Below are 19,471 nucleotides of genomic sequence, written 5' to 3' on the forward strand. Positions count from 1 at the left end.
CCGCCCCCCGCCCGCGGCGGCGGGGGGGGGGGCGGGTACACCCCCCCACCCGCGCCACACATGCGTTTGCCGCTTGCGCGGTCAGTCGTTCGCGAAGACCTCGCGGAGCTTGGTCTCCTGCTCGTGCGACAGGTTGGTGCGGATCAGCTTCGCGTGGCTGCCCTCGAACTCCGGCAGCACGCGGTCCAGGACCGCACCGCTGCTCATGAGGAACAGCGCCGAGTCGCCCGGCTTGATCTCGGCGCGGACCTGGTCGATGAAGTCCTGGTCGATGCCGACGTCGCTGAGGCTGCCGAACAGCGCACCCGTCGCGGCACCGATCGCCGCGCCGATCAGCGGGATGAAGAAGATCAGGCCGAAGAGCAGGCCCCAGAACGTGCCGCCCAGCGCGCCCGCGCCGGTGAGGTCGTGAAGCTCCCTGGTCTTCGGCTTCTTCTTGTCCGGCGGCCACGAGACCACCGCGGCGTCGACGACGGTGATCAGTTCCTGCTTCTGGAGGGTCAGCAGCTTCCGCTCGGCCTCCTCGGCACCCTGCGGATTGTCGAACTTCCAGACGGTCAACGTGCTTGCGGCGGCCAAGGCATGACCCCTTCCTCTGACAAAACGGGCATAACGCCTCGTCGATCATCGCCGAGGGTACGGTCTTCCGCCATTCGGCTCGCCGGTCGGCCGCTTCCGTCGTTCCGGTCGCTCCGGCTGTTCCTTTTGTTCCGGTTGTTCCGGTCGTTTCAGGAACCCCACAGGGCGGTGCCGTGGCCGGCCAGCACGGCGCTGATCTCGGACAGGGCCCGATTCGCCGGGCGCGGGTCGAGGCGGCGGCCGTCGCGGAGGCGGAGGGAGATCCGGTCGTCGGCCGCTTCCTTGGCGCCGATGACCGCCTGGTACGGGACCAGCCGTGCCGCGCGAATGCGGGCACCGAGACTGCCGGCCTCCGGGAGCGCGACTTCGGCGCGCAGGCCCCGGTCGAGGCAGTCGGCCACGAACGCCTCGGCGTGCGGGAGTTCCGCGTCGGTGACGGGCAGCGCGACGAGTTGTACGGGGGCGAGCCAGGCCGGGAACGCCCCGCCGTGCACCTCGATGAGGTGGGCGACGGCACGCTCCACACTGCCGACGATGCTGCGGTGCACCATCACCGGGCGGTGCTTCGCGCCGTCCGCGCCGACGTACTCCAGGCCGAACTGCTCCGGCTGGTGGAAATCGACCTGCACGGTGGACAGGGTCGACTCGCGCCCGGCCGCGTCGACGATCTGCACGTCGATCTTCGGGCCGTAGAACGCCGCTTCTCCCTCCGCCGCCTCGTACGGCAGCCCCGATCCGTCCAGCACCTCGGTCAGCAGCGCCGCGGACCGGCGCCACAGTTCCGGCGCCGCCACGTACTTCCCGCCGGGGCCGGGCAGGGACAGGCGGTAGCGGGCCGGCCGGATGCCGAGCGCCTCGTACGCCCGCCCGATCAGCTCCAGCGCCCCGCGCGCCTCGTCGGCGACCTGGTCGAGGGTGCAGAAGATGTGCGCGTCGTTGAGCTGGATCGACCGGACCCGGGTCAGGCCGCCGAGCACGCCGGACAGCTCCGCCCGGTACATCCCGCCGAGTTCCGCCATCCGCAGCGGCAGTTCACGGTAGCTGCGGGACCGCGAGCGGTAGATCAGCGCGTGGTGCGGGCACAGGCTCGGCCGCAGCAGCACCTGCTCGCCGCCGACGTCCATGGGCGGGAACATGTCGTCGCTGTAGTGCGACCAATGCCCGGAGATCTCGTACAGCTCGCGCTTGCCGAGCACCGGCGAGTACACGTGCCGGTAGCCGGCCCGCCGCTCCGCGGTGCGGATGTACTCCTCCAGGGCGTGCCGCACCGCGGCGCCGTCCGGCAGCCAGTACGGGAGGCCCGCGCCGATCAGCGGGTCGGTGTCGAACAGGCCGAGTTCCCGGCCGAGTCTGCGGTGGTCGTGCCGCGGATCGGGCCGGTCGGCGGCGTCGCCGCCGGGCATCGGGTTCATCGGATTCTCCGGGGCCACGGAGTCGGACATCGTGCTCTCCTCGCGGTAAAGGCGGCGAGGCGAGTCCCCGGAAACGGCGAAGCCCCGGGGCACTCGCCCCGGGGCTGCTCCAAGTCATCGCTCAGCGCGCCGGGACGGACTCCGGCGTCGTCGTCTGGAAGGCACGCTGCATGTGGCCAGGCTAACAGACCAGTTCCGCGCGGCCGCGGTCCTTCGCCGCCGCCGGAGTCGAAAGTCGCCGCGGGGTCGGCGCGTTCACCGTGCTCGGCGGCGCAGATATCCCCAGGACACCGCGGCCAGCAGCGCGACCAGGGCGGTGGCCGTGCCCAGTGCGGGGGCGAGGTCGGCGCGCAGGACGAGCAGCGCGCCCGCGAGCGCGCCGAGGAACATCGCCGCGGCGGACGTCAGCCGCCGGGCGGTGCGCCGCCGGTCGCCGGTGTCGGCGGCGAAGCCGGTGAGGGTCTGGGTGAGCACGGTGGTGGTCAGGTCGGGGACGGCGAGGCGGCGGACGACGGCGTTCTGCAGGCCCATGGCGACGCCGAGGAGGGCGATCAGGCCGTAGCGGACGCCGTCCGCGAACGGCTTCCCGGCCGCCGCGATGCCGGTGGCCGCGGCCAGCAGCACCGCCTGCCCGGCGACCGCGGTGGCGAACAGCCGCCCGCGCGGGACCTCGGTGACCAGGTGCAGGCGCCCGCCGCCGAACGCCCCGACGACGAAGCCGCCGAGCGACACCAGGGACGCGGTCGCGGAGAGCCCGGGTGCACCCGCGCATGCGAAGCCGAGGAAGACCACGTTGCCGGTCATGTTGGCGACGAAGACCCGGCCGAGGCCGAGGTAGCTCACCGCGTCGACCAGGCCGGTGACGACGGTGAGCACCAGCAGGGCGGGGACGAACCGGCCGTCGCGGGTGGCCGCCCCGGGCCAGACCGCGTGCCGGAGGATGTCCCCCGCCGCGTGGGACCCGCCGTCCCGCCCGCGTGCTTCGCCCCGTCCCGAGTTGTCGACCATCCCGGCGCTGTACCCGCGCGGACCGACCGGCAGTCGGGGCGGCGCCTGCGGGGAGCCGGGGCAGGATCCTGCGGGCCGTGTGGGCGTGGCGGCGTCCGGCTAGAGTCGCCGCGTGGAGGGTCTTCTGCTGCGGTTGTCCGCCCTCGATCCGGATGCCGAGGCCGCGCTCCGGGTGATCGCGTACTTCGACGCCCTGGTGACGCGCGGCGCGTCCGCGCCCGCGCTGGTGCGTGCCGCCGCCGCGCTCGCCGAATGCCCGGCGGGCCTGTGGCGGCCGGACGGCACAGTCGTGCGCTACCGGCCCGACGGCGAGCCGCTGCCCTCGGTCCGCGGCGATTTCCCGGCCACCGCGCTGGCCGCCGGGCCGGGCGGCGTGTGGCTGGAACGTCCGGACGGCCCCGGCCCCTTGGACTCGCTGGTCCTGGAGCGCATGGCGCTGGCCGCGGTGACCGCCGCCCACACCAACCGGCCCGGCCCGCAGCCGGCCGACCCCGCACTCGTCGAACTCGTGCTCGCCGACGACACCCCCGCGGAGGGCCGGGTCCGTGCGCTGCGGCTCCTCGGCCTTGTCCCGGGCCGCCCGCTTGCCGTCGTGGCGGTGCGCGGTGCGGCGCCCGAGCGTCCCCCGCAGGCCCGCCCGGCGGAATGCCGGGCTCCGCACGCGGTGGTGGAAGGCGTGGTCGCGGTCCTCGTGCAGCCGCCGCCGACACCGGACGCGTTCGCGGGCCCGGCGGTGCCGCCCGGAGTCGTGGTCGGCATCGGGGACGCGGTGGACGCCGAGCGAGCCCGCACGTCCTGGGCGCAGGCCCGGGTCGCGCTGCGGTTCGCGGTCGCGGGCGACGCCGAGGCGGCTGTCGTCCGGCACGACGGGCTCGGGGCGCTGGCGGTGCTGGCCGCGCTGCCGCCGGGGGAACTGCGGCGACGTCCGGAGCTGGCCGCGGTCGAGGCCTATGCGGCCCGGCCGGGCGGCGAGGGCGACCTCGCCGCCGTGGAGGCGTTCTGCCGCAGCGGATCGCTGCGCGGCGCCGCGGCGCACCTGCATCTCCACCACAGTTCGGTCGCGGACCGGGTGGCCCGCGCGGGGCGGGCGCTCGGCTGGGAGCTTTCGGAACCGGCGGACCGGTTCCGCGCCATGCTCGCCCTCACCCTGCGCAGGCTGTCCCGGGACTGACGGCTGCCGCCGCCACCACCAGTCCCGGGGGTTCGGGGCCGGGGGTCAGCCGAACAGGGCGCGCCGCAGGACGGCGATCTCCTCCGCACGCTCCCGCCGCGACACCTCGGCGTGCCGGGCCAGCCCGGAGCCGTGGAACGTACCGGGGAAGAGGTGGAGTTCGACGTTGATCCCGGCGGCCAGCAGGGCCTGCGCGTAGGCGATGCCCTCGTCGCGCAGCGGGTCGAACTGCATGACGGAGATGTACGCGGGCGGCAGCCCGGCCAGGTCCTCCGCCCGCGACGGCGCCGCGTAGGCCGGCACGTCGGGTCCGCCGCGCCGCCCCGGGCCGAGGTAGGCGTCCCAGCTGATCTCGGCGTTCGGCCGGTTCCAGCCCGGGGTGTCGGTGAACGCGACCATGCTGGGCGTGGCGAGCCGGTCGTCGATCTCCGGGAAGCCGAGGAACTGGAAGCACAGCCGCGGTCCGCCGCGGTCGCGGGTGAGCAGGGCGAGCGCCGCGGCCAGGCCGCCGCCCGCGCTGCCGCCGCGGACCGCCACGCGCTCGGGGTCGATGCCGAGGTCGGCGGCGGCGCCGACCAGGGCGGTGAGCGCGGCGTAGCAGTCCTCCAGACCGGCCGGGTAGGGGTCTTCGGGGGCGAGCCGGTATTCGACGGAGGCGACGACGGCGCCGAGCGACCGGCACAGGTCGAGGTTGCCGCCGTGGAACATGTCGACCGAGCCGAGGACGAATCCACCGCCGTGGATGTCGAAGACCAGCGGCAGCACGGTGCCCGCGGTTCCGGCCGGGCGGTAGACGCGGACCGCGACGTCGGGGGCACCGGCCGGGCCGGGCACCGTGAGGTCGGCGACGTCGACGCCGGACGCGTCCGGTTCGCCCAACGCCGACGTCAGGGTGCTCTCGATGCCGCGCAGGGCCGGGATGTCGGTGAGCGGCGTCCCGGGCATCAGCGCCACGACGGCGGCGACTTCGGGGTCCAGGGCGTAGGCCATGTGTCACCTCTGCGGATCGGTTCGGGGGGCGGCCCGGGGCGCGGAGGCGCCGTCGGGCGTTCCGATCCTGGCGCGCGGCCGTGCGGATGGGTACCCGCCAGGCGTCGGGCAGTCCGGGCGGGATGCCCGACATCCGCCCGCGGCGTGCCGGATCGCCCGGTTTTCCGCAGGCCTGGCACCGGCGCCCGGGCTCTGCTACGAACAGGGACCCGGGGCCGCGCACGGGGCCCGGGCCGCAGCAGACGAAGGGAAAACGTGGAGTCGCCGTTCCTCGCCGTCGACCTCGACCGCCCGGACGCCCTCGCGGGCGCCGACGTCCTGTGGGGCCGGGAAGACCGGGTCGTCGTCGGCATCGCCGCCGAACCGCGCGATCCCGCGGCCCTGCCGGGCGGCGCGGAGGCCTGCGACGTCCTGCTGACCGGACCGTCCGACGCGCCGCGCCCGTGGGTGGGCCGCGGCGATCCGCACGCCGCCGCGGCCCGCCTCGCCGCGGTGGTCGATTCGCAGCCCGCCGCCTCGCTCGCGCTCGTCCAGGTGCTGCGGATGGGCTCGGTGCTGACCGGCGCGGACCGGATCGCCGCCGAGTCCCTCGCCTATTCGATGCTGCTGAGCGGCGCCGGGTTCCGCGCGTGGCGGGAGTCCGCGCCGGCCCGCACGCCCCGGCCCGTCGCCGAACCCGTGCTGGTGCGGCGCGAGGGCGATGCGCTGCACGTCACGCTGGACCGACCGCAGGCGCGCAACGCCATGGACGCCGGTACCCGCGACGCGTTGTGCGAGGCGTTCCGGATCGCGGTGGCCGACCCGTCCGTCGCCGAGGTGCACCTGCGCGGCAACGGGCCGGCGTTCTGCAGCGGGGGCGACCTGGCGGAGTTCGGCACCAGCGCGGATCCGGCTCGCGCGCATCTGATCCGCGTGCACCGCAGTCCCGGGGCGCAGCTTCAGCGCTGCGGCCCCAGGGTCACCGCGTACCTGCACGGGGCGTGCGTCGGTGCGGGCATCGAACTGCCCGCGTTCGCGGGCCGCGTCGTGGCCGCGTCGGACACCGCCATCCGGCTTCCGGAGATCGCCATGGGCCTCATCCCCGGCGCGGGCGGAACGGCCAGCATTCCGCCGCGCATCGGCCGGCACCGCACGGCGTGGCTCGCCTTGACCGGGGACACGCTGACCGCGGAACGGGCGCTGGCCTGGGGACTTGTGGACGCGCTGGCCGCGTCGGCCGGATAGCGTCGCTTGCGCGCGGCGGCAAAACCACGTCCGGCGGTTCGCGCCCGCAATACACTCGTGCCGCCACTCTCGGGTCCGGGGGGATCATGCGTGTTCTCAACAACCGCTACGAGCTGATCGAAGCGATCGGCCAAGGCGGGATGGGCCAGGTCTGGCGCGGCCGCGACCGCGAACTGGCGCGCATCGTCGGCATCAAGACCCTGCCCGGCGAGCTGTCCCGCCAGCCCGAGTTCCGCGAACGCTTCCAGCGCGAAGCGCGCGCCGTCGCCGCGCTGGCGCATCCCGGCATCACGGTGCTGCACGACTACGGGCGCGACGACGACTCCGCGGACCCGGTGCCGTACCTGGTCATGGAGTACGTCGACGGGCAGCCGCTGTCCGCGTACATCCGCTCCGGCCCGGTCCCCGTCGGGCGCGCCGCCGCGATCGCCCGGGACATCGCCGACGCGCTGGCGCACAGCCACGGACTGGGCATCGTGCACCGGGACATCAAGCCGTCGAACGTCATGCTGACCACGAACGGCACCGTCAAAATCCTCGACTTCGGCATCGCGCGCATGCTCGCCGACACCGCGACCCGGCTGACCACCACCGGCCGCATCGTCGGCACCCCCGCCTACATGTCGCCGGAGCAGGCCCAAGGCCATGCCGTCGACGCCCGCGCCGACCAGTACTCGCTCGGCTGCGTGCTCTTCGAACTCCTGACCGGTCACACGCCGTTCACCGGCGACTCGGTGTTCGCGGTGATGAACCAGCACCTCGGGCGACCGGCCGAGCCGCCGTCACAGCACCGCGCCGAGGTGCCCGCCGCGGTGGACGCCTTGGTGCTGCGCATGCTGGCCAAGGACCCCGAGCAGCGGTTCGCCGCGATATCCGACGTCCGGTCGGCCCTCGACGCGTTCGCCGACCGCCAGGCCGCCTATTCGGCCCCGCCCGCGGCCGCACCGAACGCGGGCGGTGCGCCCGCCCGGCCCGCGGCGCCGCCGACGGTCAAGTCGACGCGGGCCGCGAGCACCCCCCACGTGCCGACGGCATCGGCGATGCCGCCCACTCCGCCACCCACCGCGCCGCCGCGCCCGGTGCCGCCGACGTCGCCGCCGCCCGGCTCGTCCCTCCCGGCACAGCCCGCCGGGCCGCCGCCCGCGTGGCGGCAGCCCGACCCGGTGACCTACCCGAACCCGATGCCGCACGGCGGCTGGCCGGGGAACGGGGCACCGGGACCGTACCCGCACCACCAGGCGACGCCGCCGCCCAACGCGTACGGACGCCCGCCGCGCCCGGGCCGCGGCTGGGCGGCCCTCGCGCTGGTCTTGATGGTGCTGTCGTCGTTCTCCGCGCTGATGCCGTGGGGCTCGGTCTCCGTGGACATGGAGAGCGACTCCGCGAGTGAGAAGTACAAGGGCTACGAGGCTTACCTGAGCATCGGGGTCGTGAGCGTCGCCGTGCTGGCGTCGCTGCTCTTCGTCATCGGGATCCAGGTCCGCGGCGCGAACCGGGGCGGCGTGTTCTTCTCCGCGCTCGCCGGCATCGGAGCGGGGATCTCCGTCGTGCATCCGGCGTACCTGATCTGGACGGTCCGCGACGCCCGCGATGCCGGTGCCACCATGGAGATGGTCAACGCGGTTTCGCCGACCGCGGAAGCGGGCGCCTATGTCACGTTGATCGCGGCGATCGTCGCGTGTGTGGTGGGCAGCCTTGCGGCACGCCGCGCCGCGGGAGCCCCTGGGTACTACCCGCGCTGAGGCGCGGGTGTCCTTCGTGCCGAAGCCGCGTCAGGACGCGATCTCGGCGCGCAGGGCCTTCAGCCCCGACAGGTAGATCTCGGAGAACGTCGGGAACGGCTGGATGGTGTCGGTGAGGACGTCGAGCGGGACCCGGGCGCGGATGGCGAGCGTCGCCTGCTGGAGCCACTCCCCGGCCTCCGCGCCGAGGGCGTAGGCGCCGGTGAGGTGCTCGCCGTCGCTCAGCAGGGTGAGGAAGCCGTTCGCGTCCGCGTACTCCCGCGTGTACGTCGCCGTCTTGGCGACCCCGGACAGCGGCACCGTGGCACTGAACCGGCCGGTGTCCGAGCCCACCGATGCGGCCTGCGGGTCGGTGTAGACGACGCGCGGCACCGCACTGTAGTCGGCAGTGCGGGAGCCGCCGAGGATGTTCGCGGCGACCACGCGGCCCTGGTACTTGCCGACGTGGGTCAGCGGCCACAAGCCGGTGACGTCGCCGATCGCCCACAGCCGCTCCCCCGCCCGCAGGTAGGGGTCGACGGGGACGCCGTGCGGATCCGGGGTGATGCCGACGCTCTCCAGGCCGACGTCCCGCACCCGCGGGCGGCGGCCGGTCGCCACGAGGAGGCGGTCGCCGCGCAGTTCGCGCCCGTCCTCGAACGCGACGACGTACTCGCCGTCCTCCCGCTTCACCCCGCTCGCGCTCGCGGACAGCACGAGTTCCACGCCGTCCCGGCGCAGCACCTCACCGAGGGCTTCACCGAGCGGTGCGGGCTCGCGGGCGAGGACGTGCGCGGAACGGTCGGCGAGCGCGACCTCGGCGCCGAAGCGGCGCACAGCCTGCGCCATCTCCACGCCGACCGGCCCGCCGCCCAGGATCAGCAGCCGGCGCGGGACGCTCTTCATGGCGGTGGCTTCCCGGCTCGTCCACACGCCGTCGGGCCCGGTACCGAGCCCGGACAGGCCGGGAATCGGCGGGATCGCGGCGTCGGCGCCGTTGGCGAGGACGACGTGGTCGGCGGTGTAGCGCTCGCCGTCGACCTCGACGGTGCCCGTACCGGCGAGCCGGCCGGTGCCGCGCAGCAGCGTGATGCCGTTGTCGGAGAGCCAGCGTTCCTGTCCGGCATCGGAGTAGTCCGACACCATGAAGTCGCGCCAGGCAAGTGCCGCGTCGACGTCCACCTCGGCACTCGCGGCCGCCTCGCGGGCCGCGTGCACGGCCTCGCCGGGCCGCAGCAGGGTCTTGGACGGGATGCACGCGTAGTACGAGCACTCCCCGCCGACCAGCTCGCGCTCCACCACCGCCACCCGCAGCCCGCCTTCGGCGAGCGCACCCGCACAGTGCTCGCCGGGCGAGCCGCCGCCGAGGACGATGACGTCGTAGTGGCGGGGGGTGGGCGAGGTGGTCACTTGGGGGCTCCTCGGTCCTGGGGGGGGGTGGGGGTGGGGGTGGGGGGTGGTGTGGGGGGTGGTGTGGGGGGTGGTGCGGGGGGCGGGGCGGTTTGGGGTTGGTGCCCGAGGGGGCGGGGGCGAAAACCCGGGGTGGGGTGGTGCGGGGGGCGTGGTCGGTTCTTGGGTGGTGTGTGGGTGGGATCGGCGGGGCGGCGACGGGGCTGTGGCGGCTCGGTGGCGGGTCGGTGGTTGAGGACGGTGGTTGAGGACGGTGGTTCAGCACAGCGGTTGAGGACAGCGGTGGCGTGTCCGGTGGTGTCGGGCGGACGGGATCTGGGACGCGGCCTAGGCTCGTAAGGGCGAGTCCGGTACCCCGCTTGCCGCCGCGGGCCGTCCCCCACGTGGAGTCCTCGATGACCACAGCACGCGACCTGATGATCACCGCGATTGCCGCCGAGCCCGAGCATCCCGTGCCGCACGGCGAGCTTTCGCTCGCGCTGGCGGGGGCCGAGCTGCTCGACTTGCTCGCCGACGAGACCGTCGTCCTGGACGGCGACCGGATCGTGCCGCGGCTGCGGGTGCCGAACGCCGACCCGCTGCTGGAGCAGGCCGGGGCGGCGCTGGTCGACAGTCCCCCGTACGAATCGGTCGAGGACTGGCTGTGGCGCCGCGGCCGGGACCTCGCCGCCGCCTACCTGGCCGCCTTCGAGGAGGACGGTCAGCTCACCCGGCAGCGGCACCGCATGCCCTTCCGCAGCGGCAACGTCACCCTCGCCGACACACCGGACCGTCGGACGGCAGAGGCACGCCACGCCGCGGGCGAGCCCGTACTGGCCGGGCTCGCCGCGGCGGCGGGCGTACGCGAGGCCGGTGCTGGCGTTGGTGATTCCACCGGTGGTGCCGACGTCGATGTCGATGCCGATGTCGATGTCGATGCCGGTGCCGGTGCTGTCGCGGAGCCTGTTGCGGACGGGGTCGTGCCGCGCGATCCGGTGGAGATCGTGCTGGCTGCGGTCGGCGACGCGGCAACGGAACTCAAGGCGGTACGGCAGCGGCGGGATATCGAACAGGCGGCTTACGACAACATTTGGCGGGGGGTGTGAGGGGCGTCGGGGGATGAGGGGTGGGGGTTGCGAGGGTGGGTTGCGAGGGTCGGGGTTGCGACGGGCGGGATTGCGACGGGCGGAGTTGCGAGCAGCGAAGTTGCGACTACCGCAGGTGCGACGAGCGGGGGCTTGTCTGCGGGCGCACCGTCACGCGTTTCCGGTCACCTCGGCGATCAGTCTGCGGCCGATCTGCAGCATCCCCGGGTCCCCCACGTCCATCCCGAGGGACAGCGCGGTGACCGCCTCGAGCCCGGCGTACAGCGCGAGTTGGTGTTCCTGGTTGGGAGTCAGGCGCCGTCGGTAGCCGCGGAAGAAAGCCATCCGGAGATGCGGGCGGCCGCGCCACGACCGGTGGGCAAGGCGACACAGGTCGCGGGTCAGCGCGTCGCGCTTCGTGTGCTCGAAGTCCACGACGACGACCGCGCCGTAGGGCCGGATCAGCCAGTTCCGCGGACTGAAGTCGAGGTGGCAGACACCGACTTCGACCGCGTCGAGACGGCCGATCCGCTCGGCGTACCGTTCCAGCGCGGCACGTTCCCGCGCGGTGATCGCGGCCGCGGTCTGCAGCCGCGGCAGCCGCGCGGCGAGCCGGGCGGCCAGCTCGGCGCCGAACGTCCGCGACACCTCCGACGGCACGACGCGGTGCAGCCGGGCCAGAAACGCGCCCGCCCGTTCGTGCGCCAGCTCTTCGCGCAGGCTGTCCGCGGGTACGTCGGTGGCGTTCTCGCCGTCGACGTGTGTGAGCAGCAGTCGGCGCCGGTCGGGCTCGGCGGCGACCAACTGCGGGACGGCTTCGCCGAGCTGCGGCAGCCACTCCCGGTACGCCCGCAACTCGCGGGCGAAGCCCTCGTCCGTGCCATGCTGCTTGACGACGAACCGGCGGCCGTCGCGCGCCCGGACGAAGGCGACCCGGCCCCCGTCGAGGCGCGGCCGTACGGCGTCGACGTCGACCGGCCCCACATGGGCACGGCAGGAATCGGCTAACTCGTCCACGGTGTCCACGCAAGATCCGCCAAGTGTCGTGTGCGATGCAGGGATTCGAGTATCCAACACGATCGGCGGCGCCCCGGGCGACTGCGCACGGGGGATGGAATGGAGCGCGATGGTGATCCGCCGGGGCGGGATCGTGATCGGGCGGGGATCGGGAGTGATCGGGTGGGGGTGGGGTTGGTGGGAAATGGGGGGATGGGGGGTGGGGGTGTGTGTTGGGCGTCCAGGGGAGTCGGCTTCGGCCGTCGGCTGGGCTCGTCGGCTGGGCTCGTCGGCCTCGTCGGCTACGGCCGTTGGCTGGGCTCGTGGGGGGGTTACAGGTCCAGCCCCTTCGCCACCGCACTCGCGCGGGTGAACGCCGAGCGGGGCTGTTCCGTCCCGCAGTACTTGTTGCCCGAGGAAACGATGCCGATGAGCTTGCCGTTCTCGACGAGCGGCCCGCCGGAGTCGCCGCGGCAGATGCTCGTGTTCGGATTCGCCTTCGGCGGCAGCCCGCAGACCTTCGTGGCAGCGGTGTCGCCCGGGAACGTATACGGGTCGCATGCGGCGACCGGGGAGAGGACGAGCGTGGTGCGCTGCATCAGCGTGGTCGGCACACCGTCGGCGAGGGTGCCCCAGCCGTAGACGGTGGCCTTGCGGCCGACGTCGTACAGGGCGCCGTCCTGCGCGCGGGCGATCGGCAAAGTCCGGTACGGCAGGGGGCGGTTGAGGGTGAGGACGGCGGCGTCGTAGGTCAGCGTGCCCTGGTCGAACTTCGGATGGATCCGCGCCGCGGTCACACGCCGGGTCTGGCCGCCGGTGGCGGTGTAATCGACGCGGCCGGCGACGACCCGGATGTCGGTCGCCTTGTCCATCGCGGTCACGCAGTGGGCCGCGGTCAGCACCTTGGCCGGTGCCACCAGCGTGCCGCCGCACAACTGCACACCGTCCGCGGTCATCAGCGCCACCGTGAACGGCGCTTCCCCGGCGGCGACATCGCGCCCGTCGCGCACCGCCATCGCGCTGGGGGCGGCTACGCCGAGCGCGGTCACCACCATGGCCACGAACGCCGCCGACACGAACGCCCGTACGGACTTCCTTGCCGTCATCACGCCCACCATCCCTTCACCCGGGGACTTTTCCGTGGAGACGTGCTGGGGTCGCGCGGGGGTTGCATGGGGTTGGCGGGGAATTGAGCGGGGTTGGGGGCTGGGAGGTTGGGCTGTTCGCCGTCAGCTGTCGAGGGTGAGCTTGAAGCCGTCGTGGCTGCGGACGAAGCCGAGACCGGCATAGAAGCGGTGCGCGTCCGTGCGGCGCTTGTTGCTGGTCAGTTGGACAAGCGCGCAACCGCGCACCCGGGCCCGTTCGATCGCCAACTCCATCAGCGTCCGGCCGAGACCACCACCGCGGACATCCGCCCGAATCCGCACCGCTTCGAGCAACACCCGCTCCGCACCGCCCTTTCCGAGACCGGGGATGTAGGTCGCTTGAAGGCAGCCGAGGATGGCGTCTCGGTCTTGGTTTTCGCTTCGGCTTTCGCTCTGTTTTTCGACCTGGTTTTCGCCTTCGTCTGCCAGGTCGCCGGTTGCGCGGGTCAGCACCAACAGCTCGTTGCGTGGGTCGGCATCGATGGCCGCGAATGCGCGCTCGTATGCCTCGGTCACCACGGCGTCCGCCGGGTCGGTCACCCGGTCCTCGTCCGCGAGCAGCGCCAGGATCCGGGGCAGATCGGCCCGGGTGGCGGGGCGGAGATTGGGGAGCGGCTGTGAGGTGGTGAGCATGGTGCCGACCATATGCGGTGGCTTACGTGTCGGCCGGTTTGCGGGAGCGTCAGAGGCAGCCCGGCGGCGACTTCCCTTCAGACCAGAGGCGGATCACGGCGTGAACGCGCGACACAGGGCGATGGTGGCGTCATCATGCCGCTTCCCGGGGAACGCCCCCGGCGCGGTGGCTACTTCGGCCTCGCGAACCGCCCGGACGGCGGCCCCCGGGCCCTGTCCTTCGGCAACGTCGAGAACCTGGGACCACGTCCACCCATACCGGTCGACAAGCCGCGACAGCCCGTCCGTCATGAGCGCCACCCGACGAACCTCTGCGGCATCGACCGACCCGGTGAGTGCGTGCTCCGCCGCCGCGGGATCCGTACTGGCAACCCAAAACCCGCCGGGCCGATTGCGCAGCTTCCGCACGTCGTCCCGCGTACGACCGACAAGGCGCGCGGTCGCATCGTCGACGTAGGTCCGCAGGCTGCCATCGCCACCCTCGATCACGAGCGGCGAGTCGCACAAGACCAGGTAATCCAGCGTCCCGCCCGCACAGCGAAGCATCGTCACGGTGCTGGACGGGCTGTCCGGATGCCCGAGATCACAGCTCCCGACATGCATGCCACACACCCGCTCGATCGCCTCGGCCAGGATCGCCGAGAGCGGCTCCCTCACCCCGCCGACGATCCCAACCGCCACCTGCATCCCCAGCCGCGCCACCAACCACGGCACCCCATGCGCACACCCGGACTCCCCCACCGGCGTAGCCCCATCGAGCACAACAACGAACCGCTCCCCCGCAACGACAAAATCCTCATTCCCCCGCCCGGGCGCCGGCGCCGTGGCGTACGTGACCTCCATACCTCACCCAAACCCGCCCAATGCCCCGACAGCAACCAGCCACGCCGAGGCCGCATGTACGCCGCTCCGCCTCCACCGACGCACCCGCGATCGGGTCGGAAGCCGTGAAGCGGTGGGCGGCGGGCAGGCCAGGGCCGGAGTTGGCGGAGGGCGGTAGCGTCCGCGACCGATCAGCCGCCTCGTCGGACCTCCTGCACCGGCGCGCAAGGGGGAGGTAGCGGGCGACGCCCTCGCGCCTGCGTGCAGTCGAAGTGGTTCGGTTCGGCGAAGGCGACGAGACGATCAAGGTTCGGGTGGATCCAACACCGACGTACCGCGACGACACCACGAGCTTCCACGACGCCCGGATCAAACCGCACAGCGGCTGGATCAGCGCCGAGACCCACGTCGACGTGGCGATCGACGCCCACGACAACGCCCTTGATCAGCGGGAGGCACTGCTTGACCTGTTCGCGGCTTGGGAAGCCGGAACCGTGGACGACGCCAAGCGCGACCGGCCGTTCGCCGGAGCGGCCGGATACCTGCGCATCAGGGCCGACAGTCCGTATTCGATCAGCGTCCACGACGGCATGGTCACCACCGTTACCGTGCGACTCACTCCCGCTGAGGAATGGATCGAGGAAAGCAGACAGCGCCTGGACGCCGCCCGCAAGGCCCTCGCCTCCGCACCGACGCTGCGGACTCCCGCGTCCGAGCGCTGTACCCGCACAGGGCGTTCGACAACTGGAGGGAGATCCTCGACCAGCGCGCGCGGTCTGGGAAGCAGCAGACCCGCACGAAGTCAAGCGCGACTGGCCCTCTGTAGGCCACTACGGCTATATCCGCATCGAAGTCGGCGACCCGCACACAGTCGCCGCTCACGACGGCAGGTGACACTGCAGTTCGACTTCGCAGATGACTGGGTCGAGAAGGCAGGGAGCACCTGGCCGCGGTTTGACAGGCTCTCGCCGCGGACCGGCAGGGCGCGCCGCCCGCAAAGCGTCCGCACGCTCTGCATCGGCCGAACCAGCGACCGGGCCCGTGACACTGCGCCGCCGTCCCGCGCATGTCCGACAAAGCTTGATCCACCTGTGGAAACAGCGAGACAAGCCGCCCTGCGGGCAGGCTCCCGATGCGCCGGAAACGAAAGAGCCCCTGACCGCGAACATGCTGGTCAGAGGCTGTTTCGTAAGGGGTGGCGGGTGCAGGGTTCGAACCTGCGTAGGCATCAGCCGACAGATTTACAGTCTGCTCCCTTTGGCCACTCGGGCAACCCGCCGGGATGTCCCCGCGTTGCGGCGACGGGGATAACAATAGCGGACGGGGAGGGGTGCTTCGCCACTCGGTTTGCGGGGGTGGGGGGAGGCGCGCGGGGAGCGGTGGGGATCGCAGGTCGGGAGGGTTGCGCTGTGGCCGTTGGGGGCGGACGGCGGGGCGTGGGGCCGTGGGCTGCGGCGGTGAGAACGGCGGAGTCTGTCGTGTGGCTGTGCCGGAGCCGCGGGTGGTGGGGTGGGCTGGATACGCTGGGGGACCACGTGTCCGGTGGGTGCGGGGCCTTGGGGTTCCGGGCCGGGTGCGGGTGCGGGTGCCCGTCGTCCGGGCGGGTTCGCGGCCGGTCTCACAGAAAGCGATGCTGACCCTTGGCTGACTCCTCTTTCGACATCGTGTCCAAGGTCGACCGCCAGGAGGTCGACAACGCCCTGAACCAGGCGGCGAAGGAGATTTCGCAGCGGTTCGACTTCAAGAACGTCGGGGCGCACATCGGCTGGTCGGGCGAGCAGATCGAGATGCGCGCCAACACCGAGGAGCGGGTCAACGCGATCCTCGACGTGTTCCAGACGAAGCTGGTCAAGCGCGGCATCTCGCTCAAGGCCTTCGAGGCCGGCGACCCCCGCCTGTCCGGCAAGGAGTACAAGATCTCCGGGTCGATGCAGGAAGGCATCTCCCAGGAGAACGCCAAGAAGGTGTCCAAGATCATCCGGGACGAGGGCCCGAAGAGCATCAAGGCCCAGATCCAGGGAGACGAGCTGCGTGTCAGCTCGAAGAGCCGCGACGACCTCCAGGAGGTCATCGCGCTGCTCAAGGGCAAGGACTTGGACTTCGCCCTGCAGTTCGTCAACTACCGGTAAGTCGGGGCCGGACGGCCCGTACGCGCTTCGAGGTACGGGCGGCGCCGTCCAACCGCCGGCAAAGACGCTTCACCCCGCCCCCCTCAGGCCGCCCGCTGCCCTACCCCGCGGTGCCGGCGGCCTGAGGGGGGCGGGTTGTTGTGGAGCCGGGGGTGAACGAGGACAGGGCCGTCTCGGTTCCGGAGAGCACCGCTTCGGTGCGGGTGGTGACCAGGGCTTCGTCGAGGTGCCCGGTGAAGGCGTCGTACAGGACGCGCAGAGCGCCCTCGTACGCGAACGGCACCATGCGCTGCCCGGTGGCCAGCAGGGTCTGGCCGATCTGGAATGTCTCGAGGAACAGCGACCGGAAACGCGCCACCCGGCTGCCCGGGGTGACTGGCCAGCGGGCGATGACCGTGCGGTACGCGTCCTCGTAGCGGCCGAGGTACTCGAGGTGCGCATCCGTCCGCCCGCTGACCGCGACGTCGTCGGTCCGGCGGTGGAACACCACGCCCGGCTCCGGGACGCGCTCGAAGCACCAGCCGCGGTCGTGGATCAGCCGGAGCCACAGCGACCAGTCGACGAGGACCGGGAGTTCCGGGTCGAAGCGGAACCACGACGCGGGCCCGTGCACCGCCGGGTTGCGGCACACCACCGCGGACGTCGGCACGAAGTTCGCCACCGCGAGGACGCCCGGGTCGAACGCGAAGTCGTACCGGTACGGCGACGAGTCCGGCAGCTTCCCGGGCTCGCACCGGCCGCCCGCCAGCAGGCAGTCCGCGTACATCACGTCCGCGCCGGACGCGTCGAGCGCGGTCAGCGCGCGGTCCAGGTGGCCGGGCAGGTACAGGTCGTCGTCGTCCAGGAACGCCACGAACCGGCCGGACGCCAGTTCGAGCCCGGCGTTCCGTGCCGCGCCCTGGCCGCGCGGCCGCGGGTGGGAGACGACGCGGACGGTCACGCCCGGCGCGCCCAGCGGCAGCGCCGCGGCGATGTCTCCCCCGCCGTCGTTGACGACCACGATCTCCGTTCCGGGCACGTCCTGCAGGACGATGCTGCGCAGCGCGTCGGCGAGCGCCGCCGGGCGGTCGCGCGTCGGGACGATGACGCTCACGGTTGCGGTCACGGCATACCTCCGGGTCGGCTGCCCCGCCGGGGGCGGGGGCGCGACTGGTGTATGGGCGGACTATCGGCAGCTCGCCCGCCGCGGTTCAGCGGGTGGGGAACGCGTTCACCCGGAAGGCACACGGACGGAACCCTCCCGAGGGACCCGGCAGACCCGACAGAGCCCGGAGACCTGACAGACCCGATAGACCCGACAGACCCGACAGCCAGATCTGATGGAGATGATGGAGATGATGGAGACGGCGGAGGCGAGGGATCCGAGCCGGGAAAGCCGGCCGGCGGGAAGTGTCCCCGGGTCGGAAGCAGGTCCCCCGCCGAAGCCAGCACCCGACCGTCTCAGGCGTACAGCGACCCGTCGTCGCCGGTCGAATCGATGTCGCGGCCGAGCGGCGTCGGCGAGGTCGAGATCGAGATCGGCATCGGGATCGAGATCGGGATCATCGCGAACGAAACGATCCCGAGCCCTCTCCACTCCCGGCTGTCACGGTGGTCCCCACCGGGCATCCGCCGGGATCCCCTTCGTGCCGGTGCGCGGTCGGCCGTTCCCCCGCAGCTTCCGGCCAACCGCGTTGACCAGGGGTTTTGCTTGCCTAGTACGTCGCATAGCCGGTTCCGTTCGCCGACACGATGTCGTGGCCCAGGGGGGTCAAGGAGATCGGAATCATCTTGAAGCTGGCAATGCCGAGGGGGATTCCGATGATGGTGATGCACAGGGCAAAGCCGGTCACCAGGTGGCCGATGGCGAGCCACCAGCCGAAGAGGATGATCCACAGGATGTTGCCGAGCATCGAGCCGACGCCGGCCGACTGCTTCCGGACCACCGTGCGGCCGAACGGCCACAGGGCGTAGGACGCCATCCGGAAGGCCGCGATGCCGAACGGGATGGTGATCACCAGGAAGAACAGCACGAAGCAGATGAGTCCTGCGACCGCGTAGCTGATGGCCATCCAGAAGCCGCACAGCACGAGCCAGATGATGTTGAGCACGGTCTTCATGGCGCCTCACGGCTTTCGCGTCGGTGATCGTCCAGACACTGGTGAGGAATGCCCCGAATAGTGCGCGACCAAGCAGGTCCCGGAAGAAAACCCGCCCCGCCGACCGCCGACCTGGTCAACCCCCGACCACCCGCCGGGCCGGAGCCCGGCCGCCGCCCCGATCACCGCCCCGATCACCGCCCCGCCATCGACTCCAGACGGGCGATGCGCTCCGCCATCGGCGGGTGGGTCGAGAACATCTTGGTCAGGCCCTGGCCGGCCCGGAACGGGTTGGCGATCATGAACGCGCTGGTCGACTGGATGCTCGGCTCGGCGGGCAGCGGGCGCGCCTGGGTGCCGGCCTCGAGCTTGCGCAGCGCGCTGGCGAGGGCGAGCGGGTCGCCGGTGAGCTGGGCGCCGGACGCGTCGGCCTGGTACTCGCGGCTGCGGCTGATGGCGAGCTGGATCAGCGAGGCCGCGATCGGGCCGAGGATCATCATCAGCAGCATGCCGAGGAGGCCGGGGCCGTCGTCGTCGTTGCTGCGGCCGATCGGGATGAGCCACGCGAAGTTGACCAGGAACATGATCACGCTGGCCAGCGCGCCGGCGACGGACGCGATGAGGATGTCGCGGTTGTAGACGTGGGAGAGTTCGTGGCCGAGCACGCCGCGGAGTTCGCGTTCGTCGAGGATGCGCAGGATGCCCGTGGTGCAGCAGACCGCGGCGTTGCGCGGGTTGCGGCCGGTGGCGAAGGCGTTGGGTGCCTCGGTCGGCGAGATGTAGAGGCGCGGCATCGGCTGGCGGGACTGCGTCGACAGCTCGCGGACGATCCGGTACAGCTCCGGGTTCTCCGCCTCGCTGACCGGGCGGGCGCGCATCGACCGCAGGGCGATCTTGTCGCTGTTGAAGTACGCGTAGGCGTTGGTGCCCAGGGCGACGATGAACGCGATGATCAGGCCGGTCCGCCCGAAGGCGCTGCCGATGAGGAGGATGACCGCGGACAGGGCGCCGAGCAGGACGGCGGTCTTCAGCCCGTTGTGCTGGCGGTGCACGGCGAGTCCTCTCGGATCGTACGGATCGGTTGTCCGA

The 19,471-nt window shown here is 72.4% G+C and carries 17 protein-coding genes, 1 tRNA gene and 1 pseudogene; 6 read left to right on the forward strand and 13 right to left on the reverse strand.

All coding sequences use genetic code 11. The features are described 5' to 3' along the window. Positions 1–81: 81 nt before the first annotated feature. The 3 genes from ACPA54_RS10910 to ACPA54_RS10920 all read right to left on the reverse strand — a co-directional run bounded on the left by ACPA54_RS10910 (position 82) and on the right by ACPA54_RS10920 (position 2,999). A complete protein-coding gene (locus ACPA54_RS10910) occupies positions 82–579 on the reverse strand; it encodes a DUF1269 domain-containing protein (protein WP_423528459.1) in 498 nt (165 codons plus the stop codon). A gap of 149 nt (positions 580–728) precedes the next feature. Continuing rightward, positions 729–1,982 (reverse strand): threonine--tRNA ligase, encoded by a 1,254-nt coding sequence (gene thrS, locus ACPA54_RS10915; protein WP_423528978.1) that lies wholly within the window; start codon positions 1,980–1,982, stop codon positions 729–731. A gap of 264 nt (positions 1,983–2,246) precedes the next feature. Beyond that, on the reverse strand, positions 2,247–2,999 hold the full coding sequence (locus ACPA54_RS10920; RefSeq protein ID WP_423528461.1) for a YoaK family protein: 753 nt from the start codon (positions 2,997–2,999) through the stop codon (positions 2,247–2,249). Positions 3,000–3,111: 112 nt separating this feature from the next. Between ACPA54_RS10920 and ACPA54_RS10925 the strand changes: the two genes are divergently transcribed. Beyond that, positions 3,112–4,170 (forward strand): helix-turn-helix domain-containing protein, encoded by a 1,059-nt coding sequence (locus ACPA54_RS10925; RefSeq protein WP_423528463.1) that lies wholly within the window; start codon positions 3,112–3,114, stop codon positions 4,168–4,170. A gap of 45 nt (positions 4,171–4,215) precedes the next feature. Here the strand turns inward: ACPA54_RS10925 and ACPA54_RS10930 are convergent, their stop codons facing one another. Beyond that, a complete protein-coding gene (locus tag ACPA54_RS10930) occupies positions 4,216–5,160 on the reverse strand; it encodes an alpha/beta hydrolase (protein WP_423528465.1) in 945 nt (314 codons plus the stop codon). A 255-nt stretch (positions 5,161–5,415) separates the two neighbouring features. Between ACPA54_RS10930 and ACPA54_RS10935 the strand changes: the two genes are divergently transcribed. Both ACPA54_RS10935 and ACPA54_RS10940 read left to right on the forward strand, forming a co-directional pair. Continuing rightward, positions 5,416–6,384, forward strand: a complete 969-nt coding sequence (locus ACPA54_RS10935) for an enoyl-CoA hydratase/isomerase family protein (RefSeq protein WP_423528467.1) — start codon at positions 5,416–5,418, stop codon at positions 6,382–6,384. An 86-nt stretch (positions 6,385–6,470) separates the two neighbouring features. Beyond that, positions 6,471–8,126 (forward strand): serine/threonine-protein kinase, encoded by a 1,656-nt coding sequence (locus ACPA54_RS10940; protein ID WP_423528468.1) that lies wholly within the window; start codon positions 6,471–6,473, stop codon positions 8,124–8,126. Between the two features lie 30 nt (positions 8,127–8,156). On the opposite strand, the gene ACPA54_RS10945 is transcribed toward ACPA54_RS10940, so the two are convergent. After that, positions 8,157–9,515 (reverse strand): dihydrolipoyl dehydrogenase family protein, encoded by a 1,359-nt coding sequence (locus ACPA54_RS10945; RefSeq protein ID WP_423528470.1) that lies wholly within the window; start codon positions 9,513–9,515, stop codon positions 8,157–8,159. 395 nt (positions 9,516–9,910) lie between these two features. Here ACPA54_RS10945 and ACPA54_RS10950 point away from each other — a divergent pair, with 395 nt between their 5' ends. Then, complete coding sequence (locus ACPA54_RS10950) at positions 9,911–10,600, forward strand: GPP34 family phosphoprotein (RefSeq protein ID WP_423528472.1); 690 nt, start codon at positions 9,911–9,913, stop codon at positions 10,598–10,600. A gap of 150 nt (positions 10,601–10,750) precedes the next feature. Here ACPA54_RS10950 and ACPA54_RS10955 read toward each other — a convergent pair whose 3' ends face one another. The 4 genes from ACPA54_RS10955 to ACPA54_RS10970 all read right to left on the reverse strand — a co-directional run bounded on the left by ACPA54_RS10955 (position 10,751) and on the right by ACPA54_RS10970 (position 14,196). After that, on the reverse strand, positions 10,751–11,596 hold the full coding sequence (locus ACPA54_RS10955) for a phosphotransferase family protein (RefSeq protein ID WP_423528474.1): 846 nt from the start codon (positions 11,594–11,596) through the stop codon (positions 10,751–10,753). A 311-nt stretch (positions 11,597–11,907) separates the two neighbouring features. Then, positions 11,908–12,681: a S1 family peptidase gene (locus tag ACPA54_RS10960; protein WP_423528476.1), complete on the reverse strand. Its 774-nt coding sequence runs from the start codon at positions 12,679–12,681 to the stop codon at positions 11,908–11,910. 123 nt (positions 12,682–12,804) lie between these two features. Next, positions 12,805–13,353, reverse strand: coding sequence for a GNAT family N-acetyltransferase (locus ACPA54_RS10965; protein WP_423528478.1), 549 nt, complete (start codon positions 13,351–13,353; stop codon positions 12,805–12,807). Between the two features lie 93 nt (positions 13,354–13,446). Next, a complete protein-coding gene (locus tag ACPA54_RS10970; protein ID WP_423528480.1) occupies positions 13,447–14,196 on the reverse strand; it encodes a protein phosphatase 2C domain-containing protein in 750 nt (249 codons plus the stop codon). A gap of 293 nt (positions 14,197–14,489) precedes the next feature. On the opposite strand from ACPA54_RS10970, the pseudogene ACPA54_RS10975 reads away from it, so the two are divergent. After that, positions 14,490–14,795: pseudogene (locus tag ACPA54_RS10975) on the forward strand (hypothetical protein); the annotation flags it as partial. A gap of 576 nt (positions 14,796–15,371) precedes the next feature. Here the strand turns inward: ACPA54_RS10975 and ACPA54_RS10980 are convergent. After that, positions 15,372–15,454: transfer RNA gene (locus tag ACPA54_RS10980), tRNA-Tyr, on the reverse strand. Positions 15,455–15,815: 361 nt separating this feature from the next. On the opposite strand from ACPA54_RS10980, the gene ACPA54_RS10985 reads away from it, so the two are divergent. Next, a complete protein-coding gene (locus ACPA54_RS10985) occupies positions 15,816–16,304 on the forward strand; it encodes a YajQ family cyclic di-GMP-binding protein (protein WP_423528482.1) in 489 nt (162 codons plus the stop codon). Positions 16,305–16,404: 100 nt separating this feature from the next. On the opposite strand, the gene ACPA54_RS10990 is transcribed toward ACPA54_RS10985, so the two are convergent. The 3 genes from ACPA54_RS10990 to htpX form a co-directional block, all read right to left on the reverse strand. Next, positions 16,405–17,409, reverse strand: coding sequence for a glycosyltransferase family 2 protein (locus tag ACPA54_RS10990; RefSeq protein ID WP_423528484.1), 1,005 nt, complete (start codon positions 17,407–17,409; stop codon positions 16,405–16,407). 589 nt (positions 17,410–17,998) lie between these two features. After that, positions 17,999–18,403, reverse strand: coding sequence for a YccF domain-containing protein (locus tag ACPA54_RS10995; protein WP_423528486.1), 405 nt, complete (start codon positions 18,401–18,403; stop codon positions 17,999–18,001). 173 nt (positions 18,404–18,576) lie between these two features. After that, positions 18,577–19,434, reverse strand: a complete 858-nt coding sequence (htpX, locus tag ACPA54_RS11000; protein WP_345678985.1) for a zinc metalloprotease HtpX — start codon at positions 19,432–19,434, stop codon at positions 18,577–18,579. Between the last annotated feature and the right edge of the window lie 37 nt (positions 19,435–19,471).

This window comes from Uniformispora flossi (assembly GCF_049534875.1).
GTDB lineage: Bacteria > Actinomycetota > Actinomycetes > Streptomycetales > Streptomycetaceae > Yinghuangia > Yinghuangia aomiensis.